The following is a 26,258-nucleotide window of genomic DNA, read 5'->3' as shown; positions in this document are numbered from 1 at the left end:
CGGCCACCGGGCGAGGGGACTTGGTCCTGGTGCCGGGCGCGGCGGGGGAGTCTCGTGCGAAGGTGCTGCCATGGACGTACGCCAGGTGATGCCGTCGTGGAGCCGCGGCTACCAGCGGCGCTGGCTGTGGCCGGACGTGCTCGCCGGCGTGACGATCACCGCCTACCTGGTCCCTCAGGTGATGGCGTACGCCGAGCTGGCCGGCCTGCCGCCCGAGACCGGCCTGTGGGCCTGCGTCGGGGCGATGCTCGTCTACGGCCTGCTGGGTACGTCCCGGCTGCTCTCGGTGGGCCCGGAGTCGACCACGGCGCTGATGACCGCAGCCGCGATCGGGGCCACCCCCGGTGCGGCGCGCGATCCGGCCGGGTTCGCGGCGACGCTCGCGCTGGTGGTGGCGGCGATCTGCGTCGCGGGCTGGCTCGCCCGGGTCTCGGTGCTCGCCGAGCTCTTCTCCCGGCCGGTGCTGGTCGGCTACATGGCCGGCATCGCCGCGCTGATGGTCGTCTCCCAGCTCGACAACCTCACCGGCGTCCGGATCGAGGGCGACAACGTGCTGACCGAGCTCGCCAGCTTCGTTCGCAACCTCGACCAGGTGCACCTCCCGACCCTGCTGCTCAGTGTCGGCGCGGCCGCTGCGATGATTCTCGGCTCCGTCCTCGCTCCGCGGGCGCCGGTCGCGCTGCTCGGCATGCTCGCCGCCACCGGACTGGCCGCGCTGCTCGGCGACGGGCACGGGCTCCGTCTCGTCGGCGAGATCTCGATCCGGCCACCGGCGCCCGGGTTGCCGGACCTGGAGCTGGGCAGCATCATCGCGATGCTGGCCCCGGCGCTCGGGGTCGCTTTCGTCGGCTACACCGACAACATCCTCACCGGGCGTGCCTTCGCGGGCCGCGACGAGCGCGTGGACGCGCGCCGGGAGCTGCTGGCGCTGGGCGGGGCCAACGTGGGCTCCGCACTCCTGCACGGGTTCCCGGTGAGCAGCAGCGGCAGCCGGACCGCCATCGGTCATGCCGTCGGCGGGCGCACCCAGCTGACCTCGTACGTCACCGCAGCCACGACCGTGGCGGCGGTGCTGTTCCTGGCGCCGGTCCTGGAGGCCTTCCCCGAGGCGGCGCTCGGCGCGGTCGTCGTCTATGCGGCCACCAAGCTGGTCGAGGTGGGCGAGCTGCGCCGGTTCGCCCGGTTCCGACGCAGCGAGCTCGTGCTGGCGCTGGTCGCGACGGTGGCGGTGCTCGCCGCCGGGGTGATGTGGGGCGTGCTGATCGCGGTCGGGCTCTCCGTGCTCGACCTGCTGCGCCGGGTCGCGCACCCGCACGATGCGGTCCTGGGCCTCGTGCCTGGCCTGGCCGGCATGCACGACGTGGACGACTACCCCGACGCCGAGGAGGTGCCGGGACTGCTCGTCTACCGCTACGACTCGCCCCTCTTCTTCGCCAACGCGGAGGACTTCCGCACCCGCGCGCTCGCGGCCGTCGACGCTGCCGAACGGCCGGTGGAGTGGTTCCTGCTGAACGTCGAGGCCAACGTCGAGGTGGACATCACCGCGGTCGACGCGCTCGAGTCGCTGCGCAGGGCGCTGGCCGACCGCGGCGTCGTGCTCGCGATCGCCCGGATCAAGCAGGACCTCCGCGAGTCGCTCGCTCCCTCCGGGATCCTGGACAGGATCGGAGAGGAGCGCCTCTTCCCCACTCTCCCCACGGCCGTGGAGGCGTACCGCCGTCGCGAGCGGTGACCTCACGGACCAAGGTCCTCGGGGTGGGGCCCCGACGTCCCTGCCCTCCCGCGGCCCGGCGGATGAGAGTGGAGCCTGGGAGCGGCCGGACGTGCCGCGCCCAGGAGGAGACGACATGTCCGAGAACAACCGGATCCTGGTCGGGATCGACGGGGGAGAGGGCGGACGGGCGGCGATCGCCTACGCTGCCGCCGAGGCCGGACTCGACGACGCCGACCTCTGGCTCATGCACGTGAGCCTGAGCGAGCCCGCTGACGTGATCCATCCCTACCCGTGGCTCTCGCAGGACAGCCGGAACTCCGGGATGCAGGTGTTGCGGAAGGCCGCGGACGAGGCAGCCACCTACGTGGGCGCCGACCATGTCAGCGGGACCCTTCTGGAGGGCCGGACCGTCCCCGGACTCGTCCACGCCGCCGCGAAGGCACGCCTGGTGGTGCTCGGCGACGACCGCAAGCACGGCCTGGAGCACATCGTGACGGGCTCGATCACGCACCGGGTCGCGGGACACGCGCCGGTCCCGGTCGTCGTGGTCCCGAGCGACTGGTCGGGGGAGCAACCCGCTCGCCGGGTCGTGGTCGCGGTCAAGGACTGCGAGAGCTCGGCAGGACTGATCGCTCAGGGCCTGAGGCACGCGGCGGACCGTGACGCGGAGCTGGTCGTGATCCACGCCTGGCAGCTGGACACCGTCTACGACGACATGACGCTGTCGCACCTGGATGTGACCGAGTGGGAGAAGTCCGCCCGTCGCGCCCTCGACGAGGGACTCGGCCGTGCCCGCCGCCGGGAGCCGCGCGCGTCCGGTGTGGAGGTCAGCGTCGACGTCCGCCACGGGCAGCCCGCTCGGGTGATCGTGAACGCGGCGGCGAACGCCGATCTCCTGGTCATCGGCCGTCGTCGCCACTCGTTCCCGCTGGGTCGCCTGGGCAGCACGGGTCGTGCGCTGCTGCGCGAGAGCCGCTGCCCGGTCGAGATCCAGCCTCCCGTTCCCGACGTCATCACCATCGACGACCTCGTCCTCGAGCACGAGGGCCGGATCGAGAAGGCCGAGGAGGCACCCGCCCTCTGACATCCGGAGGCGGAGAACGAGGGAGACGGCGATGGCGACCACGGTGATCGAGATCGAGCGGAAGTACGACGTGGACGAGCACGTGCCGCTTCCCGACCTGATCGGTCTGCCCGATGCCACCCGGGTCGACCCGCAGACGCCCTTCACGTTGTCGGCGACCTACTACGACACCGAGGATCTCGACCTGATCCGGGCCGGGATCACGCTGCGCCGCCGCACCGGTGGCGAGGACGCGGGCTGGCATCTCAAGCTCCCGGTCGGCGGGGATCGACACGAGCTGCAGGTGCCTCTCGACGGCGTGAGCGAGGAGCCACCGCCGGAGCTGACGGGGATCCTGCGCGGTGTGGTGCGCGACCGGCCGCTCATCCGTGTCGGGGCGGTCGACACCCGACGTACGTCGACGCTGCTTCGGGCAGCCGACGGTCGCCTGCTCGCCGAGGTGTCCGACGACCGGGTGACCGCGCGGCGCCTCGGCGCCGATCGGCGCGAGCCCGAGGACTGGCGGGAGTGGGAGGTCGAGTTCGACGTGGAGCGCGACGGGCTCGCCGACGAGCTCGAGCGCCGCCTGCTGGCCGCCGGCGCACAGCCGTCGGCACGGCGCGCGAAGCTGGCTCGGATCCTCACCGCACCCGCGCCGGTCGATGCCGCCGGCGTCGCCCCGAAGCCGAAGCACGCGACCGCGGGAGAGGTGCTGGCTCCGTACCTTGCGACGCAGGTGGCCGAGCTCGCCCGGCTCGATCCCCTGGTCCGGGCCGACGTCCCCGACGCGGTCCACAGGATGCGCGTGGCCGGCCGCCGGGTCCGTGCCGTCCTGGGCACCTATCGCGGCTTGTTCGACCGTGCGCGAACCGCACCGCTGCGGGTCGAGGTCAAGTGGTTGGTCGACGAGCTCGGCCGTCCCCGAGACCTGGAGGTCCTGCGCGATCGTCTCGATCTTCTGCTGAACGGGGAGGACTCGCGGATCGGTGCCGACATCGTCGCCGAGCACGAGGCCGCGCACCGTGCGGCGGTCGAGGCGATGACCTCTCCCCGATACTTCTCGCTCGTCGACTCGCTGCACGACCTCGTCGAGAGGCCGCCGTGGTCCCCGAGGGCAGGCAGGCCCGCGCGCAAGCAGCTGCGAGCCGCGCTCCTCCAGGACATCCGCCGCCTGCAACGTGCGGTGACCGAGGCGGCGCGGACCAGCGAGGACCACGACCGCGCGCTGCGTCTGCACGACGTGCGCAAGGCCGCCAAGCGGATCCGTTACTCGGTCGAGGCGGTCGTGCCGGTCTTCGGCGCGGGGGCCGAGCGGTTTGCCGCCGACCTCGCCGATCTGCAGGACATCCTGGGAGACCATCACGACGCCGTCGTCGCTCACCGCGAGGTTCGGCGCATCGCCGAACGTCGTCCCGAGCTCCCGGTCGCCTCGGCGTTGTCCGAGCTCGACGCTGCCACGGCAGCCGGTGAGCGCGCGTACGACCGTATGGTGCGCCGGCTGTCGAAGCCGAAGTCGCTGCGCTGGCTGCGATGATCCGCGACCCGGTATGGCAGCGGCTGCACCGAGCGGGTGCGGTCTCGGCCGGCCTGGCCGTGGTCCTGTACGTCGCGGCCCTGGTGATCTTCGCCGTCGTGGCGCCGCCGCCGACGGCAGGTGGCGCGGCCATGCTCGAGTACGTCGACGCCCATCGAACGGTCTACATCGTGCGCCAGGTGCTATGGCTGACTCCGAGTCTGCTGCTGATGGTGGTCTTCCTCGCCCTCGCGGTGGCGCTGCGGCACCTGGACAAGAGCTTCGCCGCGATCGCAGGGATGATCTCGGTCGCCTCCTGGGCCGTGTCGTCGGCCTGGCCGACGACGGGTGACGGTTCGTTGGCCATGGTGCTGCTGAGCGACGAGTACGCTGCCGCCCCGACGAGCGCGGCTCAGGCGCCCTTCGTCGCGGGGGCGGAGGTTCTGATCGCGCTCAACGACGTGCCCGCCGTGATCGGGGTGCTTCAGACCCTCGGCCTGTTGCTGATCTCCCTGCTGATGCTGAAGGGAGAGTCCTGGCGTGGCCTGGCATGGCTCGGCGTGTCGACGGGCGCCATCGGGATCGTCTCGGAGGTGCTCCGCCCCGTCCTCGGCTGGGCGTACGCGCTCTACGGGGTGCTGCTGTTCGTCTGGCTGATCTGGACGGCGATCGCGTTGTGGCGACTGTCGACGGGCAAACCGAGAATCGGAGGAGCGTCGGATGGACTATGAGATCACTCGGTCGGACGAGCCGGGGCATCACCTCGCGGTGACGCGGTTCACGGCAGAGGCAGCCGAGATCGGCACGAAGATGGCCGCCGCGTTCGGCACGTTCTTCGGCTACCTCGGCCACCACGGCATCGAGCCGCTGGGCCCGCCGATGGCGTACTACGTGATGGGCGACGGGACCTTCGAGGTGCGCCTCGGCTGCGCGGTGGGTGGCCCGATCACGGACGCGGAGATTCTCGAACCGTTCGATGTCCCCGCCGCGACGACGCTGTCGACGGTGCACGTCGGCACCTATGACGAGCTACCCCAGGCGTACGACGCTCTCCGGGTCCGCGCGAGCGAGCTCGGCCTCCGGCTCGACCCGGTGCACATGTGGGAGGAGTACCTGACCGGCCCCGAGGTCCCACCCGAGGAGCAGCGCACCGTGATCCACTGGCCGGTCGACCCCGAGGTCTGACCTCGGCACCGCTCAGGACAGGAGTACGCCGCCGTCCACCACGATCTGGGTGCCGGTCATGTAGGAGGACAGGTCGGAGGCGAGGAAGAGCGCGGCGCGTCCGATGTCGTCCGGCTCCCCGAAGCGACCCATCGGGATCCGGGCGGTGAACCGCTCGATCAGCTCCGCCATGTCGACGCCCTTGGGCAGCTGCGCACCCTCCTGCGCATTCCTGACCCCGGGAGTGGCGATGCCGCCGGGAGCGATCGCGTTCACCCAGATGCCGTGGGGAGCCAGCTCGAGCGCGACGTTCTTCGTGAAGCCCCACTCACCGTGCTTCGAGGCGTCGTAGTGAGCGAGGCCGGCGGAGGACGGGTGCAGCGCGTCGACGGAGGTGACGTTGATGATCCGGCCGCCCTGCCCGCGTTCGATCATCCGCTCGGCCACCAGCTTCGTGCACAGGAAGACGCCGTTCAGGTTGATGTCGAGCACGCGCCGGAAGTCGTCGGCCGTCATGTTCATGACCAGGATGTTGGGATAGATCCCGGCGTTGTTGACCAGGATGTCGATCGCGTCGTACGCGTCGATGACCGTGTCGACCATCTGCCGGACGCTCGTCTCGTCGGAGACGTCGACGGTCACGGGCATCGCCTCGAAGCCGTCGGCGACCAGCTGTTTCGCAGCTGATGCGGCGGCTTCCTCCTCGATGTCAGCCACGGCCACCCGTGCGCCCGCCTCCGCGAGCCGGTAGGCGATGCCGAGACCGATCCCCATCGCGCCACCGGTGACGACGGCGGTCTTTCCTCTCAGGGTGATCAGGTCGTCGATCGGTCGCAGCTCCTGCTTCATCGTGCACTCCCTCTGTTTCTGTTCAGGTCGGTGTATGCCTCGACACTGGGCCCGAGCTGACGGGCGCTGCGAGTGGCCAACGACTGGGGGAGCCGGGGCCTTGGTCCCTCACCGACGGGATCGTCGCCCCTTCGCAGGGCGCGCGCCGGTGGGAAGAGTGACTCTCATGAGACGTTGGGTCTGGTGCGTGGTGGCCGGCATGGTCGGCGTTGGTGGTCTGGTCGCGCTCATGTCGTGGTCGGTGGCGGCGACGGTCGCCTGGTGGCTGGCGGGCTGGCTGGTCGCGGTGGCGCTGTGGGTATGTCAGTGGCCCGAGAAGCAGCCGATCCAGTGGCGTGTGGTGCTCCTCAGGAGCCTGCCGTGGCCGACGGTCCCGCTGGCCGCCGGAGGGCTCGTCGTGGCGCTCGGAGTCGTGACCGCCCTACTGGTGTCGGCGATGGGGCTGGCGGCGGCGTGGGAGGCGGGATGGCTCGACCGACGCGTCCGGGAGGCGGAGCCGCGGGTGAAGACCCCCCGGAGGGCCGGGCGGCGTGCTCGGGCCGGCGACGGCGTCGCACCGGCCGCAGTGATCGGTCCACGGGTCGTGGATCCGGCCGAGGCGGTCCTGGAGATCCCCGACGAGGTGACCGACTCAGATCTGTGCATGGCCTGGCGCTCGAGCTATGTCGCCCTCGACCGGGCCGCCGACCCGGCCGAGAAGCTGCGGGCCGTGCAGATCAGAGAGGTGCTCCTCGACGAGCTCGGGCGCCGCGACGCGCCGGGCCTGGAGGCGTGGTTCCGCTCGGGGGCCCGCGCAGCAGGTTGGCCGGACCGCTATCTCCGGAGCGTACGGCCGCAGCAGCGTCGAGGAGCGTGCTGAGCCGGGACGGCCAGGGACCTTCGCCCCGACCTGTTCGACCTACTGCCCTGGCCCGCACGAGCGCCGGCGGGGTTCGCTGGTGACCACCTGGAGCGACGGATCGCGCGTGGGAGGCGACATGACCGCAACCTCGAGTCCTGGCTCGCCGGACGTAGCGGGCCAAGGGCTTATGGACCGACCCGTCCGGCCGATACCGCCGCTCGAGCCCAGGGTCGTGGTCGGCGTGGACGGCTCCGAGCCCAACCGGGCCGCGGTGGCCTACGCGATCGCCGAAGCGGCGGCCTCGGGCCGGCCGCTCGTCCCGGTCGGCGCCGTTCAGCATCTGGTACGGCACGCCGAGGACGCCTTGGACGGGCGCCACTGGTCCGTGCTGGCCGAGATCGAGCGCCAGGTCGCAGCCGAGCATCCCGAGGTGAGCACGGTGCCGCTGATCGAGTTCGACCATCCGGTACCGGCGCTGCTGGGGTACGCGGACGTGGAGGATCTGCTGGTCGTCGGGAAGCGCGGCCTCGGGGGCGCCCGCCGCTTGCTGGTCGGGTCGACGGCGATGCGGGTCGCCGGACGCTCGCTCGGGACCGTGGTGGTCGTACCGCCGGGATGGAGCACCGCCGAGCATCAGGGCGAGCCGGTCATCGTGGGTGTCGACCCGGACAGTCACTGCGAGCCGGTGCTGCACGTCGGGTTCGAGCGGGCCTTGCGCGACCGGGTCGAGCTGGTCGTGCTGCACGCGGTCAACCTTCGTCCGGTGCTCATCTGGGACCCGACCGTCAACGCACCGCTCGTACGCGACGGCCAGGAGCACAGCAGCGTGGACCTGGAGTCGGTGGTCAAGCCGTTGCGCGAGAAGTATCCGCGGGTCCGGGTCACCATCGAACGAGACCGTGGCCGCGCAGCCGGAATCCTCCTGGCGAGGTCGATCGGCGCACAGCTGATCGTGCTCGGACGACGTCACGACGGGCGCGGCACCTGGGGCCTCGGACCGGTCGCGCGCGAGGTGATCCACCACGCAGAGGTTCCGGTCGCTGTGGTTCCCTGCCCGGCCGATCGCGACGACCGTGATCGCTGAGCGGGCGCGGTCATGGACCTTGATCCCGACGTGTCCGGACCATGGCCTCTCCTGGTGTCTCGTCGGTGAAGGTTGGCTGGAGATGTCCGAGAGAGCGAACCGGAGGATCTCTGTCATGTCTGCCTCTTCGATCAGCAGGTGCCGACGGCGGCACCCGCGTGGAGCGCTGCGATGACGCGCGAGCATGACCGGGCGAAGGTCGTGGTCGGCGTCGACGGTTCCGAGCGCAACCTGGCCGCGATCGACTACGCCGTGAGCTCAGCGCTGACGACGAGCCGGCCGCTGATGCTGGTCGGGGTGGTCGACGTCGGCGTCCCGGAACAGCCGGAGGCCGCTGCGGCGCCGGGCCATGAATGGGTGCTCCTGGAAGACCTCCGCGATCGCCTGCTGGCGGAGCATCCGCGACTGAGCGTGCGTACGCTCGTCCGGTTCGGCCACCCGGTGTCCGCGTTGCTGGCGAGCATCGGTGAGGACGACCTGCTCGTCGTCGGGAAGCGCGGGATGGGCCCGTCCCGCAGCATGCGCATCGGGACCACCGCGCTCCGGCTCGCCGCCCGCGCGTCGTCGCCGATGGTGGTCGTTCCTCCGGCGTGGAGGGCAGGGTCCCGCCACACCGGCGCCATCGTCGTCGGTGTCGATCCGGCGGCGGACGAATCGGAGTCGCTCCGGCTGGCCTTCCTGGAGGCGGTGCGGTCGCAGGCTCCGTTGCACGTCGTGTCCGCAGTGGACCTGCGGCCGATGCTCGTCTGGGACAAGGTCCTCGGTGCCCCGCTCTACCGGCAGTGGGAGCAACGCAGTCTGGCGTCGCTGCAGGAGCTGGTCGACCCGTTCCGAGACGAGTTTCCCGGCGTGGCGGTCACCGTCGTGCGCGACCACGGCCACGCCGCCGACGTGTTGACCGACCGTGCCGGAGACCCCCAGCTGATCGTGCTGGGCCGAGACCATCACAACGGTGACTCCATCGGGTTGGGCGCGGTGGCGCGGGAGGTGCTCAACATCGCCGACGTCCCGGTGCTGGTGGTTCCCGTCACTCGGTCCAAGGACCGCGACCGATCGGTACCGATGTCGACCACCGCGTCGGTCCCAAGCCTCCGGGAGCCGGCCACATAGGGGGTTGGCCGGAGCCGGGGAAGACGCCTGGTGGGGGAGGATTACGCATCAGCCCCCACCAGGCGGTTCCTCGATCGAGCGCGCCGGCCCTGGGCCTGTCGGCAGGAGGCCGGATGATCGCCTGCGCCGTGGACCAAGGTCCCGGAGGTCGGCACCGATGCCCCTGTCCTCGGCATCGCGGTTCCCGTGAGAGTCGGAGCGGGCCGGGCCGGAGGTGCCCGTGCCGAAGGAGGGTGGACATGTCCGAGACAGCACGGATCCTGGTCGGCATCGACGGCGGGGAAGGTGGTCGGGCGGCGCTCAGATATGCGGCTGCCGAGGCCGAGCGCAGGGGGGACGAGCTGTGGCTGGTCCACCTGGTGCCGCCTCCGACCGTCCCCGGGGTCATCGACCCGTACGTCGGGCAGACAGCTATCAGCCACGACCGTGAGATCGGGGCAGGACTGCTGGAGAGGGCGGCGAAGGAGGCGATGACCCTGGTGCCGGCCGACCGCGTCACCTCGACGCTGGTGCGCGGTGACGCCGCCGACGGACTCGTCCAGATGGCGGCGGCGACGCGGCTCGTCGTGCTCGGCGGCCAGCACCGCTCCGTCGTCGAGCGGATCTTCACCGGCTCGGTGGTCAACCGGGTCGCCGGGCACGCACCCGTCGCGGTCACCGTCGTCCCGGAGGTGTGGCCCTCGGGCGCGGGCGCCGACCGTGTCGTCGTCGCGGTCAAGGACTGCGACGACGCCGCCGGGCTGGTCGCGCGGGCGATGAGCGAAGCCGCCGACCGCGGTGCCGAGCTGGTCATCCTGCACGTGTGGCAGGTGCCCACCCCGTACGACGGCTTGTCCATCTCGCCGCGCGAGCTGACCGAGTGGGATGCCGCGCTCCGCAAGGAGCTCGAGCAGACGCTCGACCGGGCCCGAAACCACCGGTCAGCACCAGAGGTGCTGGTCGAGACTCGTGTCGAGGTGCGCCGGGGTCAGCCGGCGCAGGTGATCGCCGCCGCCGCGGCCGAGTCCGACCTGCTGGTCATCGGCCGACGTCGGCACGCGTTCCCTGCCGGTCGCCTGGGGAGCACCGGCCGGGCGCTGCTGCGGGAGAGCCGCTGTCCCGTCGAGGTGCTGCCTCCGGTGCTCGACATCGTCGAGACGGACGAGGCCTCGGCGTCGCGGCCGGCGGAGATGGCCGGCTCGTGACGCACGGTCGACCGTCCCGTCGCCCCGGGGACGAAGGGCCTGCCGCGCGCGGACCCCGTTCCCTCGCTGCGACGGGGGCGGCGGCGGTTGGCTGAAGGTGTCCGGCCAAGACGGGCCGGCGCGACCGATGGAGGGATCATGACCTCAATCTCGACACCCGGCTCCACGACGACGCTGCCCGGGCACTTCCCGTTGCCCGCTGCGCGGCTGCTCGCGACGCTGCGGATCGCCTTCGGGCTCACGTTCCTGTGGGCCTTCTTCGACAAGCTGCTCGCACTGGGCTTCCACACCGGTGCCATCACCAACGAGGCCGGCACCCGTACCGGCATCGACTTCTTCGCCGAGGACGCCGCCTGGATCAACGGCGGCAGCCCCACCGAGGGCTACCTGTCCAACGTGCCCGAGAACAACTGGCTGCAGGGCATGTGGAACGACATGGCCGGTCAGTGGTGGGTCGACGGGCTGTTCATGCTCGGCCTGCTGGGAGTGGGGCTCACGCTCACGTTCGGCGTCGGGATGCGGGTCGGCGCCATCGCCGGCGCGGCGATGTACGCGCTGATGTGGTTCGCCAGCTTCCCGCTCGAGAACAACCCGATCATCGACGAGCACCTGCTCGGTGCGCTCACCGTGGGCGTCCTGGCGATGACGTACGCCGGTGACACCTGGGGCTTCGGCAAGCAGTGGGCCCGCAGGCCGGTCGTCATGCACCACCCGTGGCTGCGGTGACCCGCGCCGAGCCGTGAGCCGTATCCAACCCCGGACAGTGAAGGTCTGAACATGAGCTACACACGTACGTTCGGGGAGGTCGGCATCGCCGATGTCCCCCTGGTCGGCGGCAAGAACGCCTCTCTCGGTGAGATGTATCGCCGCCTTCACGACCGCGACATCCGCGTGCCCGACGGGTTCGCCGTCACGGCCGACGGCTATCGCCACTTCCTGCGTGCCTCGGGCACCGACTCGGCTCTCGCGACGGTCTTCGCCGACCTCGATGTCGACGACCGCGAGAACCTCGCCGAGCGGGCCGCCCGGGCACGCAGTCTGCTGCTCTCCACGGAGCTGCCCCTGGACCTGGCCGACGAGATCCGGGCGGGCTACCAGGCCCTTCGGGAGGAGTACGGCAGTGACGTCACGCTCGCGGTCCGGTCCTCCGCCACGGCCGAGGACCTGCCGGACGCGAGCTTCGCCGGTCAGCACGAGTCGTTCCTCCACATCCAGGGCGAGGAGGCGCTGCTCGACGCCGTGCACCGCTGCTTCGCCTCGATCTTCACCGACCGGGCGGTCGACTACCGCGCCCGGCACGGTTACGACCAGCTCTCGGTGGCGCTGTCGGTCGGAGTGATGAAGATGGTGCGCTCCGACATCGCCTGCTCCGGGGTCTCGTTCACGCTCGACACCGAGTCGGGCTTCCGGGACGTCGTCTTCGTGACCGGCTCCTACGGCCTCGGGGAGAACGTCGTCCAGGGGCTGGTCGAGCCCGACGAGTTCTACGTGCACAAACCGACGTACGCAGCCGGCCACCGTGCCGTGCTGAGCCGCCGCCTGGGGAGCAAGGCGGTGCGGATGGTGCTGGGGGAGACGGCGCTGGTGGGGCCGGTGCAGAACGAGCCCACACCGCCGGAGGACCGCGGCCGCTACTGCCTCACCGACGAGGAGGTGCTCGAGCTGGCCGGCGCGGCGATGACCATCGAGCGCCACTACGGCAAGCCCATGGACATCGAGTGGGCCAAGGACGGCACCGACGGTCTGCTGTACGTCGTCCAGGCACGCCCCGAGACGGTCGCTGCCCGGCGACGGCCGACCGCGACGACCCGGTACGTGGTCGAGGCGCACGGCGACCTGATCACGACCGGCCGTGCCGTCGGTGCGAGGGTCGCGGCGGGCCGCGCCCGGATCGTCCGCGGGATCGAGGACGACGGCGGCTTCGCCCCCGGCGACGTGCTGGTCGCGCCCAGCACCAGTCCCGACTGGGAGCCCCTGATGAAGATCGCCTCCGCGGTCGTCACCGAGCACGGCGGCCGCACCTGTCACGCCGCCATCGTCGCCCGCGAGCTGGGCATCCCGGCCGTGGTCGGCACCGGCGACGCGACCAGCACGATCACCGAGGGCGAGGAGGTCACCGTCTCCTGCGCCGAGGGCGACGAGGGCCACGTCTATCGCGGGCTCGCCGACTTCCACGCGAACGACGTCGCCACCACGCTGACGACGCGTCCACGGACGCACGTCATGCTCAACCTCGGCAACCCCGGGATCGCGTTCGAGTCGTCCTTCCTGCCCAACGACGGGGTCGGCCTGGCCCGGATGGAGTTCATTCTCGCCGAGCACGTGCGGGTTCACCCGCTCGCCGCTCTCCATCCCGAGCGCATCACCGATGCCGGGCAGCGCGCGGAGGTCGAGCGCCTCGTCGGCGAGGACGGTGCGGCGTACGTCGTCGAGCGGCTGGCCGAGGGCATCGGCACCATCGCCGCCGCCTTTCACCCCAAGCCCGTCGTCGTGCGGCTCTCCGACTTCAAGACCAACGAGTACGCCACCCTCCTCGGCGGATCGGCCTTCGAGCCCGGCGAGGCCAACCCCATGCTCGGCTTCCGCGGTGCCGCCCGCTACGCGCACCCGGCCTACACCGAGGGATTCGCCCTCGAGTGCGCCGCGCTGCGCCGGGTCCGGGAGGAGATGGGTCTGGACAACGTCGTCGTGATGGTGCCGTTCGTGCGCCGCCTCGACGAGGCCGATCGCGTGCTGGCGCGGATGGCCGAGCTCGGTCTGCGGCGCGGCGAGCACGGCCTGAAGGTCTTTGCGATGTGTGAGATCCCCGCGAACGTCATCCTGGTCGACGAGTTCGCCGAGCGGTTCGACGGGTTCTCCATCGGAAGCAACGACCTGACCCAGCTCACCCTCGGCGTCGACCGCGACAGCGAGCTGGTCGCCTTCGACTACGACGAGCGCGACCCGGCGGTGCAACGGATGATCGCCCTCGCCGTCGAGGGCTGCCGGCGCAACGGCATCCACTCCGGCATCTGCGGCCAGGCGCCCTCCGACCATCCGGAGGTCGTCCGTGTCCTGGTCGGACTCGGGATCGACTCGATCAGCGTCACCCCGGACTCGGTGGTCGCCGTGACGCAGACGGTCCTCGCGGCCGAGGAGGAGTCGTGATGAGCGACCAAAGGCCTTTGGCCGGGGCCGACGGTCCCTGTCGCGGGAGGGCCCTGCAGAGCGACGCTGGAGCCATGGCTGAAGTAATCAAGGGAACCAGGAACATCGTCCTGGCAGGAGTCGACGGCACCGAGGCCGGGATCGCCGCCGCCCGCTACGCCGCCGCGGAGGCGGTCCGATCGAGCTCCGCGTTGCACCTGGTCTACGTGGTCGACCCGTACGCGCCGCCGCTGCCGACCTGGCCGCCGGCCCACACCGACCCCGACTCGAGGATGGGCAAGCTCGGCCGCGCGATCCTCGCCGAGGCGGAGGAGGCCGTGGCGAACAGCGGCGCGGTCGTGAGCACGTACCTGCTGCTGGGGAAGCCGTCGGCGGTGCTGGCCCAGGAGGCGGCCAAAGCACGTCTCCTCGTGCTCGGTGACCAGCCACGTGCCCGGCTCGACCGGATCATCACCTCCTCGATCATCGGCCCGGTCGCGGCCCACTCGCCGGTGCCCATGGTCGTCGTCCCGGCGGCCTGGCCCCGGGAGGGCTCGCCGCACGAGATCGTCGTGGGGGTCCATGACGCGGCCACATCCATCGCCCTCGTACGCCGCGGGCTGGAGGTGGCGGCCGCGCGCGGCGCCGGGCTGCGCCTCCTGCACGCGTGGCACACGTTCGGGGCGTACCAGGACTACCTCACCGTCGGGAGCGAAGAGCACCAGTGGACGGAGCGGGCCGAGCGGGAGCTCGGCGTCGCCCTCGAGGCGGCTCGGGCCGAGTGCGGCCCGGAGGCGGCAGCGGTCGACGCCCATGTCGAGGTGGTGCACGCCCAGACGGCCTTCGCACTGGTGGAGGCCTCGCGCCGGGCCGAGCTCCTGATCCTGGGTCGTGCCCGCGACTTCCTCGGCTTCGGACACCTGGGCGGCACCGCCCGGGCTGTGCTCCGTGAGAGCACCTGTCCGGTCGAGATCGACCCGCACGTGGCCCCGGCGTTCGAGGGGGGCGCCGGGGCCACGGACGGCCCCACCACAGCGAACAACCGGTCGGCCGGAGCCGGACGACGGTGATGAAGGAGACGACGATGTACCTCGCAGCACGATGGTTCCCCGGTCACCTGACCGATATGGACCGCGCCGAGTGCCTGGACCTGCTGGACCGCTATGAGGTCGGCCGGGTCGCCTTCGGTGACCCGGACGGGCCGCTGGTCCTGCCGGTCAACCACGTCATGGCGGGTGACCGGATCGTGTTCCGCACGGCCCCGCGCACCGCGATCTCCAACCATGTCGGCACCGGGCCGGTGTCCTACCAGATCGACGAGTTCGACACCTACACCTCCTCGGGCTGGAGCGTGCTGGCTCGCGGTACCGCGAAGTTCGTCGACGGCGTCTGGCTCAAGGCGCACGACCTCGACCCGGAGCCATGGGCCAACGGCCACAGGACCTTGTTCGTCTGCATCACGCCGACCGAGATCACCGGCCGGCGCGTGGTGCCGACCTGAGCAGCACGTGGCAGTCGAGCCGAGCCGAAGGAGTCGAGATGACATACGCAGCGATCCCCGAGGGCGCCGTCCTGGTCGGCGTCGAGAACTGGCCGGAAGCGACCGAGAGCGTGTCCTGGGCGGCCGAGCAGGCGTTCCGGGACGGGCGCGACATGTGCCTGTTCCACGTCGTCTCCGCCTCGACCCTGGACACCCCGCCCGGGTTCCGGGCGGGTGCGCCCTCGGAGCCCGAGCAGGACTACGGCGCGACGGTGCTGGCGAGCGCCAGCCGTTACGCCAACCGCCGCCTCGACGAGCTCTCCAGGGCTCCCGGGTTCGTCGGTTTCCGGCGTCCGGAGGTGAGCGTTGAGATGGAGGCCGGGTCCGTGGCACACGTGCTGGACGCCGCCTCCGCCCGCGCGTCGATGCTGGTGCTCGGGTCGCGGGGGAGAGGTCCGATCCGCAGCCGGATCCTCGGCTCGGTCAGCAGGTCGACCGTCAAGGACGCGCGCTGCCCGGTGGTCGTGCTGCGCCCCGGCGGCGGAGGTGTGGGCCGAGGCGTGCTCGTCGGCATCGACGGGACCGGTGGCTCGATCCCCGCCCTCGAGTTCGCCTTCGACCAGGCCGCCCAGCGCAACCTGCCGGTCACGGTGCTGTACTGCTACCACGCAGGCGGCTCGGACGGCACGGACGACGACCGGGCCCTGGTCTCGGAGTGCGTCGCAGGGCTCCGGGAGCGCTACCCGGATCTGAACCCGCGCCTGCGGATCCACTCCGGAGGTCTCGCCCACGTGCTCGCCGAGCAGTCCCGGACCATGCACATGGTCGTGACCGGCGGCCCCGGCGCGGTGGCCGGACATCTCCTGGACCATGCGCACAGCGTGGTCGCGGTGGTGCCGTCCACCTACTCGCGCGACTCGCGCGCCGACACCACGCCTCCGGCCACCGCCGTCTGAGCGCGTCGATCCGGCGGCTGCGCGGCGAGGGCGCGGCGGAGCCGGGCGACGGGACCGGGGCTGTCGATGCCGACGGCCCCCACCTCGTGTCCGTCGCGCCGATAGACGATGAAGCCGGGCCCGCGCTCCTCCTCGTCGGCCGCCGTCGTCTCCCCGACGATCTGGATCCGGCGGCCGTGCCAGGTCGACCAGGCGAACGGGACGGAGGAGAACACCTCACCGGCCCCGGCGGCATTGGCGCCGGCCACCCGGCCCTGCTCGCCGGCGGCGGTCCAGTGCTCGTGGCGCTCGCCGTCGACGCACGCCACGTCGCCCGCGGCCCAGACCCCGGGAGCGCTCGTCGCCAGCGTGCGGTCGCAGAGAACGCCGGCGGTGCCTACGTCCAGGGCGACGTTGCTGCCGGCAAGCCACGCCGTCGCCGGGCGGGCGCCGATGCCCAGGACGACGGCATCGGCGGTCAAGGTCTCACCGGTGCTCAGCTCGACCGCGTCGAGGCCACGGTCGGAGGTGCGTACGCCGGACACGGTGGTCCTGGTGAGCAGCCGGACGCCGGCCTCGGCATGCAGCTCCATCAGTTGCCCGGCGGCACGCGGACCGACCGCCCGCTCCAGCGGCCGGCCGCTCGCCTCCAGGACGGTGACCTCGATGCCGCGGGCGCGGGCCGCCGAGGCGATCTCGGAGCCGATGAAGCCGGCCCCGACGATCATCACCCGGCGTGAGCGGGCCAGCGAGTGGCGTACCTCGAGCGCGTCGTCGTAGCTGCGGAGCACGTGGACACCGGGGAGACCGGTCAGCCCGGGCAGCGTCGTCGCGGTGCTGCCGGTGGCGATGACGAGCGCGTCGTAGCCGAGCTCCCCGGCGCTGGTGGCCACCGTGCGGCGCTCGGCGTCGAGGCCGTGGACCCGCACCCCGGCGAGATGCTGGACCCGCAGCTCCTCGATCACCTCGCTCGACCGCAGCACCGGCACGGCCGGCTGCTCCTCGCCGGAGAGCGCCGCCTTCGACAGGGGTGGCCGGTCGTAGGGCGGGTGCGGCTCGTCGCCGACGATCGTGATCGGTCCGGTCCAGCCGGCTTGCCGTGCGCCCTCGACCGCACGGAGACCGGCCAGGCCGGCTCCGACGACCAGGAGATGACGGTCGTGGTCGGAGGACATGCTCATTCCTTCAGGCGGAGGGCGGAGACCGGGCAGGAGTCGACGGCGGCCTTGACGTACGCACGGTCCGGGTCGGGCACCTCGTCGCTGAGCACCTCGACGAGGCCGTCGTCGCCGATCTGGAAGTAGGTGTCGGCCTGGGCCTCGCACATGCCGATGCCCTCGCACACCGTCTTGTCCGCTTCGATGGCACTCACAGTGTGGACTCCTTCAGCGGGATGAAGTCGACCTTCTCGCGTACGCCGCAGTCCGGGCAGCACCAGTCGTCGGGGATGTCTCGCCAGGCGGTGCCGGCGGCAAAGCCCTCCAGTTCGTTGCCGGCCGCGACCTCGTAGACGTAGCCGCATCCCGGGCACCGGCCGGCGGCGACCTCGTCGTCGAAGGTCTGCCGGGTGACGTCGTCGAGCGCCCCGATCTCCTCGTGACCAGGATCGGCGGGAGGCGGGAACTTCGCGAGCAGCTTGTCGAGCCGGCCGGGACGTACGTTGGCCAGCCGGACGTCGCCGTCGAAGTGCGCGACCACGCGCCTGTCCATCACCCGGCGCCACAGCGGCGGGATCAGGGCCAGGACGATCATCCCGGCGTAGCCGGTCGGCAGGACCGGGGACTCGCGATAGTCACGCAGCGTCTGGTAGCGCCGGGTCGGGTTGGCATGGTGGTCGCTGTGCCGTTGCAGGTGGTAGAGGAGCACGTTGGTGGCGATGTTGTTGGAGTTCCACGAATGCATCGGCAGCACCCGCTCGTAGCGCCCGGATGTGGTCTTCTGCCGCAGCATCCCGTAGTGCTCCAGGTAGTTGACGATCTCCAGCAGGGAGAACCCGATGACGGCCTGGAGGATCAGGTAGGGCAGGATCCCGACGCCCAGCCAGAGCGTCATCGCGGTCCACAGGGCCACGCTCATCAACCAGGCGTTGAGGACGTCGTTGCCGAGGTGGAACGGGTGAGTGCCCTTGCGCCGGTAGCGCTTGGCCTCCAGCCCCCAGGCGCTCTCGAGCGACCCGAGCACGGTGCGGAACCAGAACCCGTAGAGGCTCTCGCCCATCCGGGAGGAGGCCGGGTCCTCCGGTGTCGCGACGCGTACGTGGTGGCCGCGGTTGTGCTCGATGTAGAAGTGTCCGTAGAAGCTCTGCGCGAGCGCGATCTTGGACAGCCAGCGCTCGTGGCTCTCCTTCTTGTGGCCGAGCTCGTGGGCGGTGTTGATGCCGATGCCGCCGATGAACCCGATGGTGAGGGCCAGGCCGATCTTGTGCGCCAACGGCCAGTCCTGGGTCGCGATCAGATACATCGCGAAGGCGAACCCGGCGTACTGGATCGGAAGGAACGCGAAGGTGATGTAGCGGTAGTACCTGTCCTCCTCGAGCTCCTCGATGATGTCGTCGGGCGGGTTGGAGCGGTCCAGACCCGCCGCGAAGTCGATGGCCGGGACCACGAGGAGGACGACGATCGGCCCCGTCCACAGGAAGGCGCCCCACCCGGTCAGGACGTAGCCACCCACGGCGATGAAGGCGAACGACGGGACCACGAGGCCGAGGAGCCACAGATAGCGCTTCCGGTCGCGCCACCTCTCGGTGGAGCCCCTGTCGACGGTGCCGCTGGCGCCGAGTGTCATCTGTTGCCTCCTGTGATGCCGGTTACGTCTCTTGTCAGAATGGACGTAGGCAGCCACCGGAGTCTTTGGTCGATCAGGCCGAATCCCTCACGAGTTCCTGTGCATTTTCACAGTCGGGTTCGCGAGGAAGGCGTCGTGGTAGTCGAGCGCCAGCAGCAGGTCGCCGGCCCGTTCGCGCAACGGGCGTCCCAGGAGCCGCTCGGCCTGGGCCACGCGGTAGCGGATGGTGTTCTTGTGGACGCCGAGCCGTTCGGCGAGTCTGTCGGCCGTCTCTGCCGAGGTGAGCACCTCGCGTACGGTCTCGCGGAGCCGGCTTTGGGGCGGGTCGGCCAGACCGCGCAGGGTCGTGCGGGCGAACCGCTCGGCGGCGTCTTGGTCCTGGGAGACGAGGACCAGGGCGGCCACGTCGTCGTAGGCCGTCACCGGTTCGTGCCGTCCTGGCGCCAGTGCGACCCGCTGGGCTGCCTGTGCGTCCAGATGCGCCGCGACGAAGCCGTCCAGACCGCTTCCGCCGACGCCCATCGTCACCCGGACGGCCGTCGGGTCGATCCCGGTGTCGGTCACGGCGTCCGGCAGGTCGCCCAGCGCCAGCCAGGCCCACACGTCCCTGCCGCCGGGGCGGACCAGCACCGACCGGACATGGCCCGCGCGGCGGGTCACGGCGTTGAGGGCCGGCTCCAGCTGCTCGATGGAGTCGGCGGTGAGGGCGTGCGCGACCAGAGCGACGTGGCCGGGGATGTTGACCGGATGACCGGCGAGCGCGGCGGAAAGCTCGGCAGGGGAGACGCTCCGGGTGTCCAGCGCCTCCGAGACCACCTCGAACCGACGGGCGTCCCCACGTTGCCGGATCCGGTTCGTCTCGTTCTGGTGGATCAGCACGGACTGCTCGACCGAGGAGCCGAACCAGACGTTGGCCTTCGTCCAGAACCAGACCAGCAGGGCCTCGTGGTCGAGGTCGTCAGGTGCCTGCCTGACGACCTGCACCGCGAAGTCCCAGCTGGCCTCCTGCGCTCGCTGATAGACCTTGAGCAGCAGCGGGAGGCCGATATGGCGGCGGGCGGCCTCGAGTGCCACGGCCTGCGCCGACGGGACCAGCTCGAACGGGGCCTCCGGCAAGGTGATGCGGTCGAGGAAGGCGTACCAGTGCTGCTCGACGGCCTCAAGGATCAGCGGTCTGAGGTCGGCGACGTCGACCTCGCCGTCGGCGAGGATCGCGTCGGCGGTCGCCGCGGCCCAGCGGGCCACCTCCTCGGGCCGGCGTTGGTCCTCGGCGAATGCCGCCAACCAGGCACTGATCTCGGTCATCGCCTCCACCCCTCTCGCCCGCGTGGGCTTCGGGCAGTTTACAAAAGCCGGTCCCGCGTCCGTGGCTCGGAGACGACGCTCAGATGTCCATCCGCAGCACCGCGCCGGGCCAGGGCTCGGCCTGCCCGGTGTCGACGGTGAACCGTCGCTCGAGCGTGAACCCGAACCGCTCGTAGACGCCGACCAGCGCCTGGTCGTCGCCGGCGTAGCAGTCGAGCCTCATCTGCTCCACACCCCGGTGCCGGGCGATCTCGACGGCGTCGTCGACCAGCACCCGGCCGATCCCGGAACCGGTCCGCTCGCGGTCGGTGACCAGGAGCTGCAGGTAGAGCTCGGGGATCGGTGCGGGCTCGACGTACGGCAGTGGCTCGTCGGCCAGCACGCAGACCCCGACGACCTCTCCGTCCTCCTCCGCGATCCGCGCGATCCGCTCGGACAGCATCTGCCGGATCTGCTCGACCCGGGCCTCGACCGAGGAGAACGGCTCCGCGCCCCACTGCCCGGTGCGACCCTGCGAGGCGAGCCAGGCGACGGCGGCGTCGAGGAGGCTCATGGCGGCGGGGAGGTCGCTGACGGAACCGTCTCTGAGGTGCATGGACGGAACCTGTCACGACCGCGATCGCCTGTCGAACGCTTTCAGGCGTGTCGCGGACGAGAGGAATTCGTGGTCATCCGTCGAAGCGGCGCGAAACCAGATAGGAAGGGACCACGGTGCCGTGCGGCAGCCGGTCGTTCGCCTCGGAGGACCGGAACGCGTCGATGGCCAGAGCGGCGAAGCGGCGCGCCGCCGGGACGGTACGGGCGGCAGGGGTGGCGGCGAGGCCGCGGCCGGCGAGGAGGACGAGGACGAGATCGTCGATGACGAAGTCGCGTCGGAGCCTGCCGTCGGCCTTGGCACGCCGGGCGAGATCGGTGAGCTTTGCGAGGGCAGCGGTGCGATGTTCGGTGAACGAGTCGCGCGGCTTCTCCGCCATGAAGGCGTCGACGAACCCCTGGTTCCCGACGTTGAGCACGCTGATCCGCTCGATGACCGAGGAGAAGCCACGCCACGGATCAGGGTCGGCGCAGCCGTCGTCCACGATCTTTTCGCATGCGCGCAGCTCGTCGGCGAAGACGGCGTCGAGGAGCGCCTGCCGAGTGGGAAAGCGACGGTAGAGCGTCGCCGGCCCGACTCCGGCGCGCCGCGCGACGTCGCGCATGGTGACCTCCAGCCCGCGCTCGGCGTAGAGCGACCTGGCCGCCGCGAGGATCCTGTTGCGGTTGTCCCGGGCGTCGGAGCGGAGCTTGTGAGGCAACGTCTCGGACATGTCTCTCACTTTCTGGAAGTGGACGCAGGCGTCCGTTAGCTTCGCCAGCGTACGCCTCACACGAGCCAGACGGAGATGACGAATGAGAGCAGTGCGGGTCGAGCGGTTCGGGGATCCCGGCGGAATGGTGGTGACCGAGGTCGGCGTGCCGACGCCGGGGGCGGACGAGATGGTGATCGAGACCGAGGCGATCGGCGTCGGCGGGGTCGATGCCGTCATCCGACGGGGGACCATCACCGGCATGGGGTTCGAGCCGGGGCTGGTCCCCGGCAGCGAGGTCGCGGGCACGGTGACGGCAGTCGGCGCAGGTGTGGACGCATCGTGGGTCGGGCGCCGGGTCTGGGCGTTCACGCTGCTCGGCGGCTACGCCGAGCGTGCCCTCGCCCGGGCCGAGCACGTCAGCCCCCTGCCCGAGAACATCGCCCCGGTGGATGCTGTGACGATCGGTAGCTCCGGTCCCGTGGCTCACTTCGCGCTCGCCCACGCCCACTTCGCGCCGGGAGAGTCCGTGCTCGTACGCGGCGCCGCCGGGAGCATCGGTATCGCCGCCGTCGAGATCGCGGCACGTCGCGGCGCGAGCGCTGTCGCGGTGACCACCTCCTCGCCCGAACGGGGCGAACGCCTGCATGAGCTCGGTGCGACCCATGTGCTCGACCGCTCCGGGCACGGCACCCAGGACGCTCCGGCCGCCTATGACGTGATCGTCGACATCGTCGGGGGTCCGGAGACGCCGGACTTCGTCGATCGCCTCGCGCCCAACGGCCGCTTCGTGGTGGTCGGCGCGGTCGCGGGGATGCCGCCCACGGACGTCTCCGCGCGGCTGATCGGCGCCTTCCAGCAGTCCCGCAGCTTCGCCACGTTCAGCCTCGACACCATCCCGGTCCCGGCCCGCGACGTCGTCCGTACCGAGCAGTTCGCCGCGCTCGGCCGAGGTGACCTGCATGCGGTCGTTCATGACGTACTGCCCCTCGAGAAGGCCGCCGAAGCGCACCGACAGATGGACGACGGCACGGTGTTCGGGCGGATCGTGCTGGTTCCCTGACCCAGAGGGGGCTGCACCGAGCGCGTTCCGGGTCGACGCGATGGTCACGGGAACCGCCGTGCCTCCGCGGCGCGACGAGCGCGTATGACGGAGGCACGGCGGAGACGGTCAGCGGGTGATCCTCAGGCCTCGGCCCGGACCCTGCCGCCGATGGCGTGATCGATGCTGGCGCGACCGGGACCGGCGACGGCGAGGGCGATCGCGATGGCCGAGACGACCGCGACCAGCTCCCAGCCGCCCTGGTCGACGAACACACCGGAGCTGCGGTGGGCGAACCAGAACGCGCCGATCATGTCGATGACGACGAGGGCAGCGGCGAGTGGCGTGAGCAGGCCCAGCAGAAGCAGCGCACCCCCGGCGAGCTCGACGAGTGCGGCGAAGGTCGCGGCCGCCTGGGCTGCCGGCACCCCCATCGCCTCGAACGACTGCGCGGTCCCGTCGAGCGTGTAGGTGGCGAACTTCTGCCAGCCGTGGGCGATCAGGACGGTGCCGACGAGGAGCCGGGCGGCGAGCAGGCCCAGGTCGGTGGCGGGAGCAGGGAGCGACTGTCCGAGTTTCATGATGTTCCTTCTCTCGTTGTGCAGGGGTGTTCAGGCGTGAGGTACGCGGGCGGCGACCCACGATGCGAGCTCGTGGAGCGCAGTGGCGGTGATGCCGTGCCCACCGGGGTCGCGGTGCGCCACGGTCGGCGCGCCCGACTCCTCGAGCAGGTAGTGCCAGGTGCGGTCCAGCAGCTCGCGGGGGATGACCTGGTCGGAGTCGCCCTGGGCGACCATGACCGGCAGGTCCGCGAGGCGACCGGCCTCGACGGGGACGCCGGCGTCGAAGGGAAGCGTGCCGTGGAGGACGGCGACGCCGGCGTACCGTCCGGGCTCCCGAAGCGCCAACCCGCCGGCGAACGCGGCGCCGCCGCTGAAGCCGACGAGGACGACCGGACGGCTCTGAGGCGCGATGGCGTCGAGCCACTTCCGGAACCAGCTCATGGTCTCCGCCAGGGAGGCGGCGACCGGGCGGCCGATCCCGCGGTTGGCGAACCAGGCGTACCCGCCGCCCTCGGCGATCGGAGCCCGCACGGCTATGTAGGCTTTCCCTTCGGGAAGGTGCCTGGCCAGCTCGATGATCTCGTGCTCGTGGGAGCCGCGGCCGTGCAGCAGGACGACCAGGGGAGCCTCGGGATCGGTGCTGCCGTGGGTCGCGGTGTGCACTTGGGTGCTCAACGGTCCTCCGTGCGGTTCAGCTCGCCGGCCGTACGGACCCCGCTCCAGCGGGCGACGTCCTTGGCGAGGTCGAGCCGGTCGACGGGAGCGGCGTTCTCGAAGTCGCCCCACTCGGCCCGCGGCAGCATCCACATCACCTCGAACTCGTTGCCGTCGGGGTCGGCGCCGTAGACGCTCTTGGTGGCGCCGTGGCTGGACTCTCCGGTGAAGGCGCCGAGCTCGGCCAGGGTCATCCGCGCCTGCTCCAGCTCGTCGATCGTGTCGACCTGCCAGGCGAGGTGGTAGAGACCGATGGAGCCGCGTGGTCGCGGCGGCTGGGCGCCGACCCCGAACAGGCCGAGGTCGTGGTGGTTGCCCGACCGGCGCAGGCGCAGGAACGCGGCGTCGGCGCGCGGCTCGCGAGCCATGACCGTCATCCCGAACGCAGCCTCGTAGAAGGCGATGCTGCGTTCGAGATCGGCGACGAACAGGACGGCGTGGTTGAGACGTACCGGGTTGACGGTCATCGTGGCCTCCTCGGGTGAGGGTGATCAGGCGACGACGCCGAAGCCGCCGGTCCACGGGATCTGCTCGGCGGCGGCCAGGGAGATCTGCAGGAAGCCGAGCGCCTCGAGCTCGCGGGCCCGCTTGAGCGCACCGGCGTCGACGGCACGGAGGCCGGCGGAGGTGACGACCTCGGACAGCGTCGCTTTGGCGTCGGCGTCGTCGCCGGCGATCTGGACTGCCGTCGCCAGGTCACCGACGGTGCCCTCGGCCAGGGTGGCGGCGAAGGTCGTGTTGAACGCCTTCAGGACGCGGGAGTCCGGCAGCGCCGCGGCGATCTCCGCGGTGGCGGAGCTGTCGGCTGGGACGGTGAGGGAGTCGAAGGTCTCGAAGTCCACCGGGTTGGTGATGTCGACGACGATCTTGCCGGCCAGTTCGGCGCCGCGCTGGCCGAGGACGTCGCCGAGGGCGGGGTAGGGGACGGCGAGGACGACGATGTCGCCGGTCGCGGGGGTGGCGGCGTCCGCCTTGCCGAGCAGCTGGGTCGGGTGCCCGCCGCGCGCGGCGACCGTCGCGATGGCCTGACCCATGTTGCCGGTGCCGATGATCGAGATGTCTGTCATGTCGCACTCCTCAGATGGAAGGTTGTTGCTACAACAAAACTCTCACGGAATGGTTGTAGCGTCAAGTTTTTGGTTGTAGCGACAAGCTCGAGAGCTACCATGGAGCTGTGGACGATGTCTGGCTGGATGACGAGGAGATGGCCGCCTGGCTGCGGCTGATCGCGATCGTGGAGCTGCTGCCCGGGGTGCTCGACTCCCAGCTGCGCCGAGATGCCGGCCTGACCCACTTCGAATACTTCGTCCTGGCGGTGCTGTCCGAGGCCGACGACCGGACGCTGCGGATGACCGCCCTGGCTCATCGCACCAATGCGACCCTGGCGCGGCTCTCGCATGTGGTGCGTCGGCTCGAGGAGCGGGGCCTCGTGGAGCGGTTCCCGTGCCCCGAGGATGCGCGCGCGACGAACGCCCGGCTCACCACCAACGGCTGGGACGCCGTCGTCGCGGCTGCGCCCGGTCATGTCGCCAACGTACGCAGTCACGTGCTCGACGCACTGACCGCGGAGCAGGTCCGGCAGTTGACGGAGGTCGGGGACGCCCTGCTCGCGCGCCTCGACCCGAAGGGCAAGATGACGGCCCTGTATCGGCCTGAGGGGTCGTAGGCGCTGCGGTTCTGTGTCGGCGGGATCGTCGCCTCCCTTGACATGAAACCAAATGGTTTCCTATTGTGGAGCTGTGGAACAGGTGTTTCGAGCTCTTGGTGACCCGACTCGGCGGGCGCTGCTCGACGCCTTGCTCCAGGAGGACGGGCAGACGCTGTCCTCGCTGGTGAGCCGGCATTCCATGACTCGCCCGGCAGTCGCCAAGCACCTGGCGATCCTCGAGGAGGCGGGCCTGGTCGTCGTCGCCCGCAGGGGACGCGAGAAGCACCACTTCCTCAACGTGGTGCCGATCCGCGAGATCCATGACCGCTGGGTGACGAAATACACCGAGACCTGGGCGAGCGGCCTCGCCGACCTGAAACGAGACCTGGAGCGCACGATGGAGAAAGTCTTCGAGATCTACATCCGCACCACCCCGGAGCGACTGTGGGAGGCGATCACCGACCCGCAGATCCGCGCGAAGTATCACTTCGGCGCCGGCGTCCACTCCGACTGGACGCCGGGGTCGGGCTTCACCATGGTGCACCCCGGCTCGGAGCGGCCGCTCGCGGAGGGCGAGAACGTCGTCGTCGAGCCGCCGAGGCGACTCGTGCAGTCGATGCGCACGCTCTGGTCCGACGCTGCCGAGGAGCAGGGCACCACGCGCGTGACCTGGGAGATCGAGCCCGTCGGCGACTCCTGCCGCCTCACCGTGACCCATGACCAGCTGCGCGGCGACGCGCCCCCGGAGCTCTACGGCGGCTGGCCGATGATCCTGTCCGGCCTCAAGACGTGGCTGGAGACGGGGGAGACCCTGACCACCCCGGGATCGCAGATGTACGGACCCAGCTGACCC

General features: G+C 71.1%; 28 protein-coding genes. 17 read left to right on the top strand and 11 right to left on the bottom strand.

All coding sequences use genetic code 11. The features are described from left to right. Nucleotides 1-70: 70 nt before the first annotated feature. From OG984_RS08150 to OG984_RS08130, 5 genes are all read left to right on the top strand, one after another. Nucleotides 71-1,732 (top strand): SulP family inorganic anion transporter, encoded by a 1,662-nt coding sequence (locus OG984_RS08150; RefSeq protein WP_328531084.1) that lies wholly within the window; start codon nt 71-73, stop codon nt 1,730-1,732. Between the two features lie 115 nt (nt 1,733-1,847). Beyond that, the gene (locus tag OG984_RS08145) at nt 1,848-2,798 is read left to right on the top strand and encodes a universal stress protein (RefSeq protein WP_328531083.1); all 951 of its coding nucleotides are present in this window, start codon (nt 1,848-1,850) and stop codon (nt 2,796-2,798) included. Nucleotides 2,799-2,829: 31 nt separating this feature from the next. After that, nucleotides 2,830-4,311, top strand: coding sequence for a CYTH and CHAD domain-containing protein (locus OG984_RS08140; protein ID WP_328531082.1), 1,482 nt, complete (start codon nt 2,830-2,832; stop codon nt 4,309-4,311). After that, on the top strand, nt 4,308-5,021 hold the full coding sequence (locus OG984_RS08135) for a hypothetical protein (protein ID WP_328531081.1): 714 nt from the start codon (nt 4,308-4,310) through the stop codon (nt 5,019-5,021). The genes OG984_RS08140 and OG984_RS08135 overlap by 4 nt, the downstream gene beginning before the upstream one ends. Beyond that, nucleotides 5,011-5,475: a GyrI-like domain-containing protein gene (locus OG984_RS08130; protein ID WP_328531080.1), complete on the top strand. Its 465-nt coding sequence runs from the start codon at nt 5,011-5,013 to the stop codon at nt 5,473-5,475. Before OG984_RS08135 ends, OG984_RS08130 begins: the two co-directional genes overlap by 11 nt. Nucleotides 5,476-5,487: 12 nt before the next feature. On the opposite strand, the gene OG984_RS08125 is transcribed toward OG984_RS08130, so the two are convergent. Next, nucleotides 5,488-6,303 (bottom strand): SDR family NAD(P)-dependent oxidoreductase, encoded by an 816-nt coding sequence (locus tag OG984_RS08125; protein WP_328531079.1) that lies wholly within the window; start codon nt 6,301-6,303, stop codon nt 5,488-5,490. Nucleotides 6,304-6,469: 166 nt separating this feature from the next. Between OG984_RS08125 and OG984_RS08120 the strand changes: the two genes are divergently transcribed. The 9 genes from OG984_RS08120 to OG984_RS08080 all read left to right on the top strand — a co-directional run bounded on the left by OG984_RS08120 (nt 6,470) and on the right by OG984_RS08080 (nt 16,084). Further along, complete coding sequence (locus tag OG984_RS08120; RefSeq protein WP_328531078.1) at nt 6,470-7,162, top strand: hypothetical protein; 693 nt, start codon at nt 6,470-6,472, stop codon at nt 7,160-7,162. Nucleotides 7,163-7,331: 169 nt separating this feature from the next. Beyond that, on the top strand, nt 7,332-8,228 hold the full coding sequence (locus OG984_RS08115) for a universal stress protein (RefSeq protein ID WP_328531077.1): 897 nt from the start codon (nt 7,332-7,334) through the stop codon (nt 8,226-8,228). 171 nt (nt 8,229-8,399) lie between these two features. Continuing rightward, nucleotides 8,400-9,338, top strand: a complete 939-nt coding sequence (locus OG984_RS08110; protein ID WP_328531076.1) for a universal stress protein — start codon at nt 8,400-8,402, stop codon at nt 9,336-9,338. Nucleotides 9,339-9,577: 239 nt separating this feature from the next. Next, entirely contained in the window at nt 9,578-10,522 is a 945-nt protein-coding gene (locus tag OG984_RS08105) for a universal stress protein (protein ID WP_328531075.1), read from the top strand. Between the two features lie 138 nt (nt 10,523-10,660). After that, nucleotides 10,661-11,248 (top strand): hypothetical protein, encoded by a 588-nt coding sequence (locus OG984_RS08100; protein ID WP_328531074.1) that lies wholly within the window; start codon nt 10,661-10,663, stop codon nt 11,246-11,248. A 51-nt stretch (nt 11,249-11,299) separates the two neighbouring features. Next, nucleotides 11,300-13,669, top strand: coding sequence for a phosphoenolpyruvate synthase (gene ppsA, locus OG984_RS08095; protein WP_328531073.1), 2,370 nt, complete (start codon nt 11,300-11,302; stop codon nt 13,667-13,669). A gap of 74 nt (nt 13,670-13,743) precedes the next feature. Beyond that, complete coding sequence (locus tag OG984_RS08090) at nt 13,744-14,718, top strand: universal stress protein (protein ID WP_328531072.1); 975 nt, start codon at nt 13,744-13,746, stop codon at nt 14,716-14,718. A 14-nt stretch (nt 14,719-14,732) separates the two neighbouring features. Beyond that, complete coding sequence (locus OG984_RS08085; RefSeq protein WP_328531071.1) at nt 14,733-15,149, top strand: pyridoxamine 5'-phosphate oxidase family protein; 417 nt, start codon at nt 14,733-14,735, stop codon at nt 15,147-15,149. A gap of 38 nt (nt 15,150-15,187) precedes the next feature. Beyond that, nucleotides 15,188-16,084, top strand: coding sequence for a universal stress protein (locus OG984_RS08080; RefSeq protein ID WP_328531070.1), 897 nt, complete (start codon nt 15,188-15,190; stop codon nt 16,082-16,084). On the opposite strand, the gene OG984_RS08075 is transcribed toward OG984_RS08080, so the two are convergent. From OG984_RS08075 to OG984_RS08045, 6 genes are all read right to left on the bottom strand, one after another. Beyond that, complete coding sequence (locus OG984_RS08075) at nt 16,033-17,238, bottom strand: NAD(P)/FAD-dependent oxidoreductase (protein WP_328531069.1); 1,206 nt, start codon at nt 17,236-17,238, stop codon at nt 16,033-16,035. The genes OG984_RS08080 and OG984_RS08075 overlap by 52 nt on opposite strands. Nucleotides 17,239-17,240: 2 nt before the next feature. Then, nucleotides 17,241-17,435 carry a ferredoxin gene (locus OG984_RS08070; RefSeq protein ID WP_328531068.1) on the bottom strand — a complete coding sequence of 65 codons (195 nt, stop codon included), beginning with the start codon at nt 17,433-17,435 and terminating at the stop codon, nt 17,241-17,243. Continuing rightward, entirely contained in the window at nt 17,432-18,847 is a 1,416-nt protein-coding gene (locus tag OG984_RS29505; protein WP_442940973.1) for a fatty acid desaturase, read from the bottom strand. Before OG984_RS29505 ends, OG984_RS08070 begins: the two co-directional genes overlap by 4 nt. Nucleotides 18,848-18,934: 87 nt before the next feature. After that, nucleotides 18,935-20,152, bottom strand: a complete 1,218-nt coding sequence (locus OG984_RS08055; RefSeq protein ID WP_328531067.1) for a PucR family transcriptional regulator — start codon at nt 20,150-20,152, stop codon at nt 18,935-18,937. 79 nt (nt 20,153-20,231) lie between these two features. Continuing rightward, nucleotides 20,232-20,747 carry a GNAT family N-acetyltransferase gene (locus OG984_RS08050; RefSeq protein WP_328531066.1) on the bottom strand — a complete coding sequence of 172 codons (516 nt, stop codon included), beginning with the start codon at nt 20,745-20,747 and terminating at the stop codon, nt 20,232-20,234. A gap of 73 nt (nt 20,748-20,820) precedes the next feature. Beyond that, nucleotides 20,821-21,459, bottom strand: a complete 639-nt coding sequence (locus OG984_RS08045; protein WP_328531065.1) for a TetR/AcrR family transcriptional regulator — start codon at nt 21,457-21,459, stop codon at nt 20,821-20,823. An 82-nt stretch (nt 21,460-21,541) separates the two neighbouring features. Here OG984_RS08045 and OG984_RS08040 point away from each other — a divergent pair, with 82 nt between their 5' ends. Further along, the gene (locus OG984_RS08040; RefSeq protein ID WP_328531064.1) at nt 21,542-22,501 is read left to right on the top strand and encodes a zinc-binding dehydrogenase; all 960 of its coding nucleotides are present in this window, start codon (nt 21,542-21,544) and stop codon (nt 22,499-22,501) included. Nucleotides 22,502-22,623: 122 nt separating this feature from the next. Here OG984_RS08040 and OG984_RS08035 read toward each other — a convergent pair whose 3' ends face one another. From OG984_RS08035 to OG984_RS08020, 4 genes are read right to left on the bottom strand one after another with little or no spacing between them, the layout of a single operon-like run. Beyond that, nucleotides 22,624-23,061 (bottom strand): DoxX family protein, encoded by a 438-nt coding sequence (locus tag OG984_RS08035; protein WP_328531063.1) that lies wholly within the window; start codon nt 23,059-23,061, stop codon nt 22,624-22,626. Nucleotides 23,062-23,091: 30 nt separating this feature from the next. Further along, the gene (locus tag OG984_RS08030; protein WP_328531062.1) at nt 23,092-23,718 is read right to left on the bottom strand and encodes an alpha/beta hydrolase; all 627 of its coding nucleotides are present in this window, start codon (nt 23,716-23,718) and stop codon (nt 23,092-23,094) included. Then, nucleotides 23,715-24,224: a VOC family protein gene (locus OG984_RS08025; RefSeq protein WP_328531061.1), complete on the bottom strand. Its 510-nt coding sequence runs from the start codon at nt 24,222-24,224 to the stop codon at nt 23,715-23,717. The genes OG984_RS08030 and OG984_RS08025 overlap by 4 nt, the downstream gene beginning before the upstream one ends. Nucleotides 24,225-24,248: 24 nt before the next feature. Continuing rightward, on the bottom strand, nt 24,249-24,824 hold the full coding sequence (locus OG984_RS08020; protein ID WP_328531060.1) for an NADPH-dependent F420 reductase: 576 nt from the start codon (nt 24,822-24,824) through the stop codon (nt 24,249-24,251). Between the two features lie 107 nt (nt 24,825-24,931). Between OG984_RS08020 and OG984_RS08015 the strand changes: the two genes are divergently transcribed. Together OG984_RS08015 and OG984_RS08010 are read left to right on the top strand one after the other, a co-directional pair. After that, on the top strand, nt 24,932-25,423 hold the full coding sequence (locus OG984_RS08015; protein ID WP_328531059.1) for a MarR family winged helix-turn-helix transcriptional regulator: 492 nt from the start codon (nt 24,932-24,934) through the stop codon (nt 25,421-25,423). 73 nt (nt 25,424-25,496) lie between these two features. Continuing rightward, nucleotides 25,497-26,255 (top strand): ArsR/SmtB family transcription factor, encoded by a 759-nt coding sequence (locus OG984_RS08010; RefSeq protein WP_328531058.1) that lies wholly within the window; start codon nt 25,497-25,499, stop codon nt 26,253-26,255. Nucleotides 26,256-26,258 lie beyond the last annotated feature (3 nt).

Source organism: Nocardioides sp. NBC_00368 (assembly GCF_036090055.1).
In the GTDB taxonomy this organism is placed as follows: Bacteria; Actinomycetota; Actinomycetes; order Propionibacteriales; family Nocardioidaceae; genus Nocardioides.
Note: the sequence above shows the minus strand (reverse complement) of the source record. Positions and strands in the feature narration are given on the sequence as shown.